This window comes from Dietzia sp. (assembly GCF_036741115.1).
In the GTDB taxonomy this organism is placed as follows: Bacteria; Actinomycetota; Actinomycetes; order Mycobacteriales; family Mycobacteriaceae; genus Dietzia.
In genome coordinates this window covers 1-13,359 of record NZ_DAINST010000074.1, presented here as the reverse complement: position 1 = coordinate 13,359, position 13,359 = coordinate 1, and the positions used below count along the sequence as shown (strand labels likewise).

Annotated in this window: 13 protein-coding genes; 4 read left to right on the top strand and 9 right to left on the bottom strand. The window is 68.3% G+C overall.

Annotated elements, in window-relative coordinates; all coding sequences use genetic code 11:
• From V7E05_RS11310 to V7E05_RS11290, 5 genes are all read right to left on the bottom strand, one after another.
• On the bottom strand, positions 1-308 hold a 308-nt coding region (locus tag V7E05_RS11310), incomplete at its 3' end, for an MlaD family protein (protein ID WP_333619756.1).
• A gap of 3 nt (positions 309-311) precedes the next feature.
• On the bottom strand, positions 312-1,166 hold the full coding sequence (locus V7E05_RS11305; RefSeq protein ID WP_333619755.1) for an MlaE family ABC transporter permease: 855 nt from the start codon (positions 1,164-1,166) through the stop codon (positions 312-314).
• Positions 1,167-1,177: 11 nt separating this feature from the next.
• Complete coding sequence (locus V7E05_RS11300) at positions 1,178-1,891, bottom strand: ABC transporter permease (RefSeq protein ID WP_442891663.1); 714 nt, start codon at positions 1,889-1,891, stop codon at positions 1,178-1,180.
• A 224-nt stretch (positions 1,892-2,115) separates the two neighbouring features.
• On the bottom strand, positions 2,116-3,042 hold the full coding sequence (locus V7E05_RS11295) for a 3-oxoacyl-ACP reductase (protein ID WP_333619753.1): 927 nt from the start codon (positions 3,040-3,042) through the stop codon (positions 2,116-2,118).
• 4 nt (positions 3,043-3,046) lie between these two features.
• The gene (locus tag V7E05_RS11290) at positions 3,047-3,241 is read right to left on the bottom strand and encodes a ferredoxin (protein ID WP_333619752.1); all 195 of its coding nucleotides are present in this window, start codon (positions 3,239-3,241) and stop codon (positions 3,047-3,049) included.
• Here V7E05_RS11290 and V7E05_RS11285 point away from each other — a divergent pair.
• Positions 3,240-5,324: an AMP-binding protein gene (locus V7E05_RS11285; RefSeq protein WP_333619751.1), complete on the top strand. Its 2,085-nt coding sequence runs from the start codon at positions 3,240-3,242 to the stop codon at positions 5,322-5,324. The genes V7E05_RS11290 and V7E05_RS11285 overlap by 2 nt on opposite strands.
• A gap of 193 nt (positions 5,325-5,517) precedes the next feature.
• Here the strand turns inward: V7E05_RS11285 and V7E05_RS11280 are convergent, their stop codons facing one another.
• Both V7E05_RS11280 and V7E05_RS11275 read right to left on the bottom strand, forming a co-directional pair.
• Positions 5,518-7,029: an aldehyde dehydrogenase family protein gene (locus V7E05_RS11280; protein ID WP_333619750.1), complete on the bottom strand. Its 1,512-nt coding sequence runs from the start codon at positions 7,027-7,029 to the stop codon at positions 5,518-5,520.
• A 160-nt stretch (positions 7,030-7,189) separates the two neighbouring features.
• Positions 7,190-8,218 carry an LLM class F420-dependent oxidoreductase gene (locus V7E05_RS11275; protein ID WP_333619749.1) on the bottom strand — a complete coding sequence of 343 codons (1,029 nt, stop codon included), beginning with the start codon at positions 8,216-8,218 and terminating at the stop codon, positions 7,190-7,192.
• 187 nt (positions 8,219-8,405) lie between these two features.
• Here V7E05_RS11275 and V7E05_RS11270 point away from each other — a divergent pair, with 187 nt between their 5' ends.
• From V7E05_RS11270 to V7E05_RS11260, 3 genes are all read left to right on the top strand, one after another.
• On the top strand, positions 8,406-8,873 hold the full coding sequence (locus V7E05_RS11270; RefSeq protein ID WP_333619748.1) for a nuclear transport factor 2 family protein: 468 nt from the start codon (positions 8,406-8,408) through the stop codon (positions 8,871-8,873).
• Between the two features lie 45 nt (positions 8,874-8,918).
• Positions 8,919-9,803: a TIGR03619 family F420-dependent LLM class oxidoreductase gene (locus tag V7E05_RS11265; RefSeq protein ID WP_333619747.1), complete on the top strand. Its 885-nt coding sequence runs from the start codon at positions 8,919-8,921 to the stop codon at positions 9,801-9,803.
• Between the two features lie 296 nt (positions 9,804-10,099).
• A complete protein-coding gene (locus V7E05_RS11260; RefSeq protein ID WP_333619746.1) occupies positions 10,100-10,930 on the top strand; it encodes an NAD-dependent deacylase in 831 nt (276 codons plus the stop codon).
• A gap of 63 nt (positions 10,931-10,993) precedes the next feature.
• Here V7E05_RS11260 and V7E05_RS11255 read toward each other — a convergent pair whose 3' ends face one another.
• Together V7E05_RS11255 and V7E05_RS11250 are read right to left on the bottom strand one after the other, a co-directional pair.
• Complete coding sequence (locus V7E05_RS11255) at positions 10,994-12,058, bottom strand: alpha/beta hydrolase (protein WP_333619745.1); 1,065 nt, start codon at positions 12,056-12,058, stop codon at positions 10,994-10,996.
• A gap of 51 nt (positions 12,059-12,109) precedes the next feature.
• Positions 12,110-13,351, bottom strand: a complete 1,242-nt coding sequence (locus tag V7E05_RS11250) for a cytochrome P450 (RefSeq protein ID WP_333619759.1) — start codon at positions 13,349-13,351, stop codon at positions 12,110-12,112.
• Positions 13,352-13,359 lie beyond the last annotated feature (8 nt).

Sequence of the window (13,359 nt, the reverse complement as noted above, 5' to 3'; positions counted from 1 at the left end):
GCCGAGGCGTTTGCGGGCACGGAGCGGATGAGCTCGGGGTCGAGGTCGAGGTGGAGCACCGCCTTCCCATTCTCCCGCGAGATGTCCGCGACACGGCCGATCTCCACGCCGCGGGCGCGGACCTTGGCGTCGCGATCCATGACGAGCCCGGCGCGGTCGCTGACCACGCTGACGGGCACCGTGGGCTGGAAGACGCCGAAGAAGCGGGCGAGGGCGCCGCCGACGAGGAGCGCGATGACGAGCACGAGGACGATGCCCGCGACGGCGCGGGCCCTCTTGTCCTGTGTCTTTCCTGGTTTGACTGCCATGGTCTATCCGCCCGAGAGATTGAAGTTGCCGTCGGTGCCGTAGACCGAGAGCGAAACGAGGAGCGTGACGGTGACGACAGCGATGAGCGAGGTACGCACCGCCGAGCCCACCGCTGCGCCGACGCCCGCAGGGCCGCCGGCGGCGTTGTAGCCGGCGTGGGTGTGGATGAGCATGATGGTCACCGCCATGGCGATCGCCTGGACGAACGACCACAGGATGTCGCTGGGGATGAGGAACGTCGAGAAGTAGTGGTCGTAGATGCCGGCCGACTGTCCGTAGATATTGACCGTGGCGAAACGCGAGGCGAGGAACGAGGCGATGACGGCCAGGGAGTAGAGGGGGATGACGGCGATCATCCCCGCCATCACGCGTGTCGAGACCAGGTAGGCCACGGAATCGATAGCCATGACCTCGAGGGCGTCGATCTCCTCGGACACTCTCATCGCGCCGAGCTGGGCGGTGGCGCCGGCCCCGATCGTCGCGGCGAGGCCGATACCGGCGATCACCGGCGCGGCGATGCGGACGTTGATGAACGCGGCGAAGAAGCCGGTGAGGGCCTCGACGCCGATATCGGAGAGCGAGGAGAAGCCCTGCACGGCGATGACGCCGCCGGTGGCGAGCGTGAGGAAGCCGACGATGACCACGGTGCCGCCGATGAGTGCCAGCGCGCCCGTGCCCATCGCGATCTCCGCGATGAGCCGGAGCGTCTCCTTGGGGTAGGCGGTGACCGCCTTGGGGATGCTCGCGAGGGCTCGGCCGAAGAACAGCGCCTGCCCGCCGAACTCCTCGAGATTGTGCTCCGTCTGGTGGCGCGCCTTCTCCAGCCTGGGGAAACGCGCGGTCGAGATAATGGCCATGTCGCTCCCTCCTACTTATCGAGAATCTGGACGCCGATGGCGGTGAGGACGGTGTTGACCACGAAGAGGGCCATGAACGCGAACACGACGGTCTCGTTGACCGCGTTGCCCACGTCCTTCGGCCCGCCCCGCACGTAGAGGCCCTTGTAGCAGGCGACCAATCCGGCGATCATCCCGAAGAGGCCGGCCTTGACCTGGGCGAGGACGAGCTCCCCGAGCCCTGTGATGAGCGTGAGCCCGTCGACGAACGCGCCGGGGTTGACGCCCTGGAGGAGCACGGAAAAAAGGAAGCCGCCGAGGATGCCGATGGTGCAGACGAGCCCGTTGAGCAACAGCGCGACGAAGGTTGACGCCGCGACCCTGGGGACCACGAGGCGCTTGATCGGGTCGATCCCGAGCACCTCCATCGCATCGATCTCCTCGCGGATTGTGCGGGCGCCGAGGTCCGCGCAGATAGCGGTGGCGCCGGCGCCGGCGACGATGAGCACCGTGACCATAGGCCCGACCTGGGTGACCGCGCCGAGCGCGGCCGCCGCGCCAGATAGGTCCGCAGCGCCGATCTCGCGGAGCAGGATGTTGAGCGTGAAGCTCACGAGGACCGTGAAGGGGATGGCAACGAGGACCGTCGCGAGCATCGACACGCGCGCGATAAACCACGACTGGTCGACGAATTCCTTGCCCTGCCGCACGAGCGAGCCCGCGGAGGCGAAGGTGTCGAGGGTCATCGCGAAGAATTCGCCCACGCCCTTGAGCGGCTTGGAGATGAGCTGGACCACCCGCCGCTCCCTTCTACTCTGCGCCTCGGCCGGCAGGCGCCGAGCGGTTCGCCGTGGCGGCCACCGGAGCCAAAACTTCATACATCTTGCGTAATGGTTCGGCGTTCGCGGAGGGATTCCGCCGAGAACGCCTGGACAGGGGTTAATTGTCCCTTAGCGAACCGAAATATTCGTCAAAGCGCGGCGATGGAGGCCGCGGAAAAAGTCTTTCCCTCTTCGCGCTGCGCCCAGTGGGCGTCCATCTCGGCGGCGAACGCCTCGCGCTCCCAGACGCCGCCCTCGGCGTCGAAACGCTTCTCCACCGTGGGCGCCGCGATGAGGGCGACCATCGGACCATAGACGACGAACAGTTGCCCCGTGACGTCGGCCGCCGCCGGGGAGGCCAGATAGCCGACGAGGTCTGCGACGCGCTCGGGCGCCAGCGGATCCGGCCCCTTGCTCTCGTCCCACTCGGCGAAGACGTCTTGGGTCATTCCCGTGCGGCCTCGGGGAGCGATGGCGTTCGCCGTCACCCCGAAGCGGGAAGCCACGCGCGAAGCGGAGAGCGTGAGAGACGTGATCCCCGCCTTCGCCGCGCCGTAGTTCGCCTGGCCGGGAGGGCCGAACAACCCTGCCTCCGAGGAGGTGTTGACGAGGCGGCCGTAGACCGGGCCGCCGGTCTCCTTGCTCTTCGCGCGCCAGTAGGACACGGCGTTGCGGGTGAGCAGGAAGTGACCGCGCAGATGCACCGCGAGGACGGCGTCGAAATCCTCGTCCGACATGTTGAACAGCATCTTGTCGCGCGTGATCCCGGCGTTGTTCACCACGATGTGCAGACCGCCGAACTTCTCCGCCTCTGCGACGAGCGCGTCCGCGGTCTCGCGCTGCGAGACGTCGCCGAGCACGAGGGAGGCCTTCGCCCCCGCGTCCTCGATCGCAGCGATAACCGAGTCGGTGTGCTCGCCGCTCGCGATGTCGTTGACCACCACTGCCGCAGCACCCGAACGCGCGAGCTCGACGGCCTCGGCGGCGCCGAGCCCGGAGCCGGAACCGGTGACCACGGCGACCCGTCCCTCGAGAGAAACGTCGTGGGCGGTGGCGGGCTGTGCAGTTTCGCTCATGTATCTATTCCTCGATCGACAGAGCGGCCATGGGGCACTTGGCCACGGCCTTGCGGACGCGAGCCTCGAGCTCGGCGGGGATCTCGTCGACCTGGACGCGAACGAACTCGTCGTCATCGCCCAGTTCGAAAACCGCGGGGGCGAGGCCGGTACATACGGCCTGACCCTCGCAACGGAGCTCGTCTACGTGAACCTTCATGTCGAATCCTCTCTCCGACTTCCCCGGCGGGGAGCAGCCCGGTCGCGGGGTGGGTCCGAAGACCCGGATGGCCCGTGTGTGGGCCGCTGTCAGAAGCCTCGTTCATTCCACCATCGAAATTGGAACACGTTATAGTTTTTCCGATTATTGCCCCCATTTCCTCAGCTTCCCGGGGAGGGAAACGCGCGTGAGCAGCTCTGCATCCGATGCACGCACCGTCCGCACGATCGCCGATTTCGCCGCGCCGGGGGTGACGGTCGGCACCGCGCTCCTCGAACTCGCCGACGTCTGGGACCGCGGGATCGTGACCGAAGACGAGCACCCGCGGATCCCGTGGGCGCGCGTGCTCCGCGAGGCGCGGCTTCGGGCGGCTCGCGCGCTCGGCGCCCCCGATGCGACCAGCGGAGGCGCGACCGCCTCCGGGATCCCCGCCTCCGCGCCACTCCTCCCCTGCGACCGCCCGCCACACATCGGCCTGCTCCTCGAGAACACCCCCGAGTACGTCTACTGGCTCTGCGCCGCGGCGATGTCCCCGCTGGTTGCGGTGGGGCTCAACGACACCCGCGCGCCCGCCGCCTTGGCCCGCGACCTCGACACTGCGGACGTCGGACTGGTCGTCTATGACGCCGGCCATGCCGAGCTCGCCGGCCTGCTTGCCTCACATACGGCGGTGCCCGTGATTTCGGCGGACGAGGCCCTCGGGGGCTCGGCGGATGCAGTCTTCGACGGTGCTGGGGAGGAGGGTGATTACGCGGACCCGGATCGGCTCGTCGCGCTCGTGTTCACCTCCGGGTCTACAGGGGACCCGAAGGCCGTGCGGGTCACGCAGCGAAAGATCGCCGCACCCGCCGCTATGCTCGCCGACCGCTTCGGGCTCGGTGCCGGGGACTGTATCTACAACGCTATGCCGCTGTTCCACTCGAATGCGGTGCTCGTAGCGTGGCCGATCTCCGTGTTCACGGGGTGCGAGCTCGCGCTGCGGCGGCGGTTCTCGGCGTCCCGATGGCTCGCGGACGTCCGCCGGCACGGGGCGACCTTCGCCAATTACGTGGGCACGCCGCTGTCCTACATCCTGTCCACTGCCGAGCGGGACGACGACACCGAGAACCCGATGCGCATCGTCTACGGCAACGAGGCGGGCGAAGAGGTGCGGCGTCGTTTCGCCGAGCGATTCGGGGTCCGAGTGGTCGACGGCTTCGGCTCGACGGAGGGCGGGGTCGCGGTGTCGCGAACGCCGGAGACACCCCCGGCGGCGCTCGGCCCGCTGCCCGCCGGCGCCTCGGTGATCGACCCCGAGTCCGAGGCACCGTGCGCCGTCGCCCGATTCTCCGGCGATGGGGCGCTCGCCAACGCCGACGAGGCCGTCGGAGAGCTCGTCGGCCGACGGGCCGGGATTATTCGCCGGCTATTACGGCAATCCCGAGGCCGATGCCGAGCGAATGCGGGGCGGCCGCTTCCGCACGGGGGATCTCGCCTATGTCGATGGCGCGGGGTTCGTGTACTTCGCGGGCCGAGCATCGACGTGGATGCGCGTCGCCGGAGAGAACCTCGCCGCCGGGCCCATCGAGCGGGTGCTATTGCGGCACCCCTCGGTCGCCGAGGTCTCCGTGTACGGGATCCCGGCCGTGGAGGGGCCGGGCGACGAGGTCGCGGCGACCGTGGTGCTGGCGGACGGCGACGGCACGACCGGCGGGGACTGCGGGGACTGCGGGGGCGGAGCCGACGACGGGAAAGACAGGGACGGCACCGCCACGTCGAGCGCCGAGCGCTTCGCCGCCGGCTTTCGAGAGTTCCTCGCCGCGCAGCCCGACCTCTCCGTGCGCCAATGGCCGGCGCTCTTGCGCGTGGCCGAATCGATGCCGCGGACCCCGAGCTTCAAGGTGCGCACCGCGGAGCTCGCGAGTCGGGGCAGGGTGGCCGGCGGCGACGAGCTGTTCTTCCGCGGCGGCCCGGCACGCTCCCCGGGAGAATACGGGCGATAGAGAACGCGGGCGCCGGGCGAATTCGGTTTTCGCCGTCATCCGGGAGAGGGGCAAGCGCGACGGGCCGCCGTCGCTGCGACGAACCATGCAGATCCTGCTGAAACATGCACTTTCTGTCGATTTCCGGACCGAATCGGGCTCAAATCGACAGAAGGTGCATGCTTCGCGGCGAAGGGGGCACGGACGGCGCCCAAGGGAGCCCCGTGCCCGGGCCGGTGGGAGCCCCGAACCCGCGCCCGCGTCCTAGGCCGAGCCCGTGCCGGGCCGCGAGTTCGACCCCGGGCGGACCCGAACTCAGCCGAGGAAGCGCGTCCGGGTCTTCATCGCCTTGAGGAAGAGGTCGGCCTGGCGCTTGGCGGCTGCGTCGAAGGGCGGGGTCATGAAGTCGCCGACGTTGTAGTCGAACTCCGACATCGCGACCGCACGATCGCGAGAGAACGTGTCGAAGCCCCATTTGCCGTGGTAGCTGCCCATTCCGGAGTTCCCCGAGCCGCCGAAGGGCACCGCCGAGGAGACCATGCCCATGCCGAAGTTGTTGCCGTAGACGTTGCCCGAGCGGGTGTGGCCCACCGCGTAATCGAAGCGCGGGCCGCGCTCGCCGTACCAGTAGAGGACGAGCGGGTCGGGGCGGGCGTTGATCTGCGCGACGGCGTCGACGATGTCGTCGTAGGGATACACCGAGAGGATCGGCCCGAAGACCTCGTCGTCCTCGATGTCCATGTCGGCGCCGAGATCGGTGAGCACCGTCGGCGCGATCTTCCGCTCGGTGGCGTTGGGGAGGTCCTCTCCCGCGGGCACGACCTGGCGGACCGTGGCGCCCTTCGCGCGAGCGTCGTCGATGAGCCCGCAGATCCGCTCGAAGTTCGACTCGTTGATCGTCGTCGTGTATTCGGGATTCCCGGAGATCGCGCCGAACTTCTTCGTCCACGTCTCGAGGACGGCATCGGCGAAGGCCTCTACCTTGTCGCGCGGGACCAGCGCGTAGTCGGGGCACACGCAGACCTGTCCGCCGTTGACCATCCGCGAGGCGGCCACATTCGCCGCGACCTCGGCGATGTCCGCCTCCGGGTCGACCAGAACGGGGTTCTTCCCGCCGAGCTCGAGGGTCACAGGCGTGAGGTTCTCCGCGGCATCCTTCGCCACCGAGCGCCCCACGCCGGGCGAGCCGGTGAAGAAGAGGTGGTCGAAATCGAGCTTGGAGAACTCCGAGCCGCGGCCGTGCTCCGGGCCGGCGAACACGAGCTCCTCCACGGGGAAGTACTTCGGGCCGAGTTCGCAGAGCAGCTCGGTGGTGCGCGGGGTGGAGGACGACGAGCGGATCATCACGCGGTTACCGGCGCCGAGCGCGGAGCCGGCCGGGACGATCGTGAGGTACAGCGGGAAATTCCACGGGCCCATGATCCCCACGACACCCTTGGGATCATGGCGAACCTCCTGGTGGAAGCCGACCTTGCTGAGCACTCGCGACGGCGCATCGGACCGCATCCACTTCGCGACGTGCGAGCGCTGATGGTCGAGGTCCGGCATCGACGCGGCGATATCCGTGAGCGTCGACAGCGTCTCGGGCCGAGAGCCGTAATCGTCGCGGATCGCCTCGGCGAAATCCTTCGCATTGTCGAGGACGAGCTGCTTGAGGCGCGAAATGCGATCGCGGCGCACCTTCGCCGTGGGCTGCGGATCCTCGGCCTGCGCGCGCTTCTGGATCTCGAGGATCTCGGCGAGGCTCAGGTCCCGCGCCGTGGTCCCGCGCCGCGGCGCGGCTCCGCCCGTATTCGTGACGCCTTGCGCCGCATTTGCCGTGGTCATCGAGGCCGCTCCCTACGCCGGGTAGAACTAGAACACGTTCTACTGTAGCGGCCGGGCTGGAAATGAACGGCCGTTTTGCGCCGAGTGCAGCCTGGCGCCCGGGCATGCCGGAACCCCACGGGGTCCGGCGTGCCCGGACGCGCCTGCCGAGCGCGCGGGGCTAGAGCCTTCCGATGGCCTGGATCTCGGCGGCGGACCCGGCGGACACGCACATCGTCGTCACACCCGCCTCTTCCCAGCGGCGGACCTCGGACCGCACGTACTCCTCGTCGCCGATGATCGCGACCTCGTCGATCATCTCGTCGGGCACGGCGGCCGCGGCCTCGTCCTTGCGGCCCGTGCGGAAAAGCTCGGTAATCCGTTCGACCTCGGCGTCGTAACCCATGCGACGGATCGCGTCGGCGTGGAAGTTCGTCTCCTCCGAGCCCATGCCGCCGGCGTAGAGCGCGACGAACGGACGGTAGGCGTCGTAGATGGAGGCCGGGTCGTCGGTCACGTGCAGCATCGCCTGGAACGCGACGTCGAAGTCCTCGCGGTTGCGCCGGGCTCCCGGGCGGGCGAAGCCCTCGTCGAGCCATTCGTTGTACTGCTCCGCTTGCTTCGGCGAGGCGAGAAAGCCGAGCCAGCCATCGGCGATCTCGGCGGCGAGCGAGATGTTCTTCGGCCCCTCGGCGGCGAGGTAGATGGGCAGGTCCGCCCGCAGCGGGTGGACGATGGGCTTGAGCGATTTGCCCAGCCCGGTCGCGTCCTCGCCGGGGTACGGCAGCGTGTACGCCTTACCCTCGCTCGAGACCGGGGCCTCACGCGCGAAGACCTGGCGCACGATGTCCACGTACTCGCGGGTGCGCGCGAGCGGGCGCCGGAACGACTGCCCGTACCAGCCCTCGACGACCTGCGGGCCGGAGACACCGAGGCCGAGGATCGCGCGGCCACCGGAGAGATGATCGAGGGTCAGAGCATGCATCGCCGTGTTCGTGGGCGTGCGGGCGCTCATCTGCGTGATCGCCGTGCCGAGCTTGATGTTCTTCGTCCGGCTGCCGTACCAAGCCAGCGGCGTGAAGGCGTCCGACCCCCACGACTCCGCGGTGTAAACGGCGTCGAAGCCGGCCTCATCGGCCGCCTCGAACAGCTCGGCGTGGTTCGTGGGCGGCTGCGCACCCCAGTATCCCAGCGACAATGCGAATCTCATGCGGCCATTGTGCCAAGACGCCGCCCCCGCCCGGGATGAGAACGGGAACTCCGCTCGAAAACCGTTCGCCACAAAACTAGAACCTGTTACAGTTCTCCCGTACGCGGCGCCGCTCGAATACCCTCCTACCTGGAGTTTTGTCGATTCTGCGCGGTTCGCCCCATCCCCCGACGATGGAGAGGCACCCATGCCCAGCGCTTCCGAGATCTTCGATTCCCTGCCCGACGTCCCCGGCGCCTCCGAGCAGGCGCTTGCCCATCCGGCCTACACGGCCGCGCGGCGCTCGTGGGCCGGCGCCAAATCGCAGGACAAGGAGGCGTGGCTCGCTGCCTTTACCGACGACGCGATCGTCGAGGACCCGGTGGGTCCGTCGATGTATTCCGAGGACGGCAGTGGCCAGCGCGGCAAGGAGATGCTCGCGGACTTCTTCGATGCGTCCATCGCCGTGATCTCCTCGCTGGATTTCGACATGCGCGACGTCCTCACCGGCGGCGACGAGGCCGTATTCATCGGCACGCTGCACGTCGGCATCGGCGACAAGATCATGGACACCGACATCGTGCTCAATTACCGGGTCGCCGAGGCGGGGAAGATTGCCCACCTCCGCGCCTTCTGGGAAATGGACCGCGCCTCGGCCACGATCCACCCGGCCTAGCCCGACCGAACACCCGGCACGCCTCCTCCCGAGAAGGAGTCCCCCGTGGACTATTCGATCCCCATAGCCTTTACCCCGCTCGACCAACTCGTCCCGCTCGCGCAGGCCGCGGAGCGTCTCGGCTTCGCGCGAATCACGCTGCCCGATTCGCTCTTCTACCCGCGCAAGCAGGAGCTCGACTACCCCTATACGGCGGACGGCTCGCGGATGTGGGACGAGAACACCCCGTGGGTCGAGCCCTTCGTCGGCGCCATGGCGATGCTGCAGGCCACCGAGACGATCCGGATGTGCCCGTCGGTGGTCAAGTTCGGGCCGCGCCAGCCTCTACTCCTGTATCGGCAGGCCGCCTCGGTTGCGCTGCTCTCGGGCGGCCGCCTCGATCTCGGCGTGGGCATCGGCTGGGACCCTAACGAGTTCGCGTGGTGCGGCGTGCCGTTCGCCAAGCGCGGCGCCAGGGTCGACGAGATGCTCGACATCTTCCGGATCGCCGGCGAGGGCGGGTTCTTCACGTTTTCCGGCGAGCACTTTGAGTTCGACGAGATGTCGCTCGCGCCGGTCCCCGAGAAACCGATCCCCCTCTACATCGGTGGACATACGAAGAAGGCGCTGTCCCGCGCCGCGCGGGTGGGCTCTGGCTGGACCTCCGCGATGATCGAGTTCGACGACCTCAAGGAGGTCATCGCGACGCTCGGCAGCAACCTCGAGGAGAGGGGTCGGAGTCTCGCCGACCGCGGCGACGGGGAGCCCTTCGCCATTCAGGTCGTCTCGATGGACAAGTATGGCTCGAAGGGCTTCGCCGAGCTCGGCGACGCGGGGGTCACCGACGTGATCGTCATGCCGTGGATGATGTCCGGCCACGGCTTCGACTCCCCGCTCGAGGCCAAGGTCGAGGCGATGGAAAAGTTCTCGGAGAAGTACATCCGCCCCTGACGCCGGAGGTCCCGCTACCCGGCGGGCCATCGCGCCCGGCCGGTTCTCGGACTCCCGCGGTCCGCGCGCCCCGCGACCCGCGGGTCCCTAGCTGGCGCGGACTCCCCCGCCTTGCAGTCCGGACGCCACACGGTCCGAACACCCCGCGGTCCGAACGCCGCACACCTCGCTCTTGCGAGAATCACGCCTTTCGCCCCGAATCACACCTCGTTCAGCGCCGAATAAGGGTGTGATTCGGGGCGAAAGGCGTGAAATGGCCGTGCCGGGATCCCATCCTCGCCCGCTACCCTCGGGGCATGGCATTCCCCGGCGACGGCACGCGGCGCGAGACGACGATCATCGAAGGCCCGGCAGGCACCGACGGCTCGCCCGACACCCCACTCCCCCGAGATCTCGTCGCGGCGGCGCGCGCAGCCGCGCGCGTCGAGGTGTTCACCGGCGCCGGGATGAGCGCCGACTCCGGGCTCGACACCTTTCGCGACGCCAACACGGGGATCTGGTCGAACGTCGACCCACAGGCGATGGCGTCGATCGACTCGTGGGCGCGGGACCCCGAGCCCATGTGGGCCTGGTACCTATGGCGCGGCACTCTCGCCCGGAGGGCCGAGCCGAACGCCGGCCATGTCGCAGTCGCACGCTGGGGCGAGCGAGAGGACACGGATGTCCACGTGACGACGCAGAATATCGACGACCTCCACGAGCGCGGCGGCTCCGCTTCGGTGGCCCACCTCCACGGAAGCCTCTACGCATTCCGTTGCTCGATCTGCGAGAAGCCGGCGGCGCAGCCGGAATTCCCCACCGAGGCCGCGGAGCGCCTCGCGCCGCCGTCGTGCTCGTTATGCGGGAATCCGGTGCGCCCGGGGGTCGTGTGGTTCGGCGAGGCCCTCCCCGAGCGGGACTGGGCACGCGCCGAGGAATCGATGGGCTCCGCGGACTTCGTGGTGATCGTCGGGACCTCCGGGGTTGTGACCCCGGCGGCGAACCTCCCGCACCTCGCGGCGGAAAAGGGCACGCCGATCCTCGAGATCAGTCCGGCGGACACCGCCCTCACGCCGCTCGCGACGTGGTCGTGGCGGACCACCGCAGCCGCGGGGCTCCCCCGGCTGCTCTCCGCCCTCGACGGGTAAACCAATTGGCTAATTGGGCCGCCTCGCACAGCCGACTACACCGGCCGAGCTAGTCCAACCGAGCTAGACCAGCCCGACCTCGCGGATCGCCTCGAGACACCACAGCAGCTCTCGATCGAGATCGTCGGTGGCTTCGAGGTGCATGAGGTGCCCAGCCCGCCCGACGGAACGGACTGCGCGCACGTCCTCGTGGTACCGATCGAGCCGGCCGAGCGGATCGCGGCCGTGGAAGCCCTCGAGGTCAGGATCGTGCTCGGAGTAGACGAAATAGAACGGGACGGGGTTCTTCGGCCGGTCGAAGGCCTTGCGCGCGAACCACTGCGCGTCGATGGCGCGGTACCACTGCAGCGGGCCGCTAAAGCCGGTGCGCGAGAACTCCTTTTCGTACCTGTCCATCTCCTCGACCGACAGCCACGACCACGGCAGCGGCGGCGCCTCGGGGAGCGCGTCAATATACGCGGCCCCCGGCGGGTTCTTCCACGTGTCGAGGTAGTGGAAGTCCGCCGACAGAGCCCAGAACACGCGCTCGAGAAACGTCCGCACGTTCGCGTCCATCGACGCCTCGGCCTTCCCCGGCTCCTGGAAGTAGTGCATGTGGAAGAAGTGCTTCTCGGCCATGGCGGCGAAGCCCTGTGACGGCGGAGTGTCCCCGAATGCCGCGACGAACGGGTTCTCGAACCCGATGATCGCGCCGATCGCCCCGGGACGGAGATGCCCCATGTCGTAGGCGGCGCCGGCCCCGAAGTCGAACCCGCACAGCACGACCTTGTTCCCGGACGCGATACCCGCGTCGTCGCGGAGGGCCTGGACGTCCGCCGTCACACGCTCCGGGGTGTAGTACTCGGCGCCGACGGGCGCATCGGAAGCACCGAAACCCCGCATGTCAGGAACGAGCACCCGCCAGCCCGCCGCCTGGAGGACCGGGATCTGCCGGTGCCACGTGTAGTGGAAATGGGGAAAGCCGTGGAGGAGGACCACGACGGGGGCGGCGGCGGATGTGGCGTCGCCAGAGGCTGCCCCGCCCGCCGAGCCCGCCCTGCCGGCCGAGGCCGGGCAGTCGAGATAGGCGATGGCCGTGCCGTCGCCGGAGCGGACGCGACGCACTTCTCCCCCGAACATGGGCTCCATAGGCTTGTCTCCTCGCACGAATCGGCGCCAATCGGTGCGAATCGGTCCGGATCAGGCGGTCTTCGCGACCTTCATCGCCGGGCAGAAGTCGACCGGCCACTCGGTGATGCCGTTGAGCCAGCCCGAGCGGAGGCGCTTGTGATCGCCGAGCGTGGTGAGGTCGGGGAGGTAGTCCGCGATGGCGTTGAAGATGAGCTCGATCTGCAGCTTCGCGAGGTTCGCACCGATGCAGTAGTGGGGGCCGTTGCCGCCGAAGGTCACGTGCGGGTTGTTCTCGCGCGTGATGTCGAACTCGAAGGGCTTGTCGAAGACGTCTTCGTCGAAGTTCGCGGAACCGTAGGCCATGACGACGCGCTCGCCGGGCTTGATGGTCTTGCCGCCGATCTCGATCTCCTTGATGGCGGTGCGCTGGAACTGGATCACCGGCGTGGCCCAGCGGAGGATCTCGTCGTAGGCGGTTTCGGGACGCTCGGACTTGAAGAGCTCCCACTGCTCGGGGTTGTCGAGGAAGGCGATCATCCCGTGGGTCGTGGCGTTACGCGTGGTCTCGTTGCCCGCGAACGCGAGAAGGATGAAGAACCAGCCGAACTCGTCGCTCGTGAGGCGGCCGCCGTCGACGTCCGCGTGGACGAGCTTGGAGATGAGGTCGTCCTGGGGCTCGGCCTCGCGCTGCGACGCGATCTCCATCGCGTACTCGAGGATCTGCGCGGAAGCGAGGTGCGACTCGTCGGCGATCTCCGGATCGTCGTAGCCGGCCATCTTGTTCGACCACTCGAAGACCTTGAAGCGATCCTCCTGCGGGATGCCGAGGAGCTCGGCGATGGCCTGCAGGGGGAGCTCGGAAGAGACCTCGACGATGAAATCGCCGCTGCCCTTCTCGGCGGCGCGTTCGACGATGTCCTTCGCGCGGGCCTGGAGCGCTTCGCGCATGCCGCGGATGTAGCGGGGGGTGAAGCCCTTGGAGATTGTACGGCGGCGGATCTTGTGCTCTTCACCGTCGTAATTGATGAGCAGCAGGCGGATCATGTCGAGCATGCTGTCGTCCATGCCGGGGGTGAAGCGCGGGATGGCGGTGCTCGCGTTCGTTTCGAAGTATTCGTTGGTGAGCCGGGAGATCTCGCGAATGTCCTCGTGCTTGGTGGCCAGCCAGTAGCCGTTGTCCTTGAAGCCGTCGGAACCCGGCTCGATCTCGACCCAGTGGATCGGTTCGGCTTTCCGCAGTTCCGTCCACTCCGGGTGCGGAAGGCGCTTGGCGAACAGTTCCGGACCGGTGAAGTCGAACCCCGCAGGAATGGTGAGTT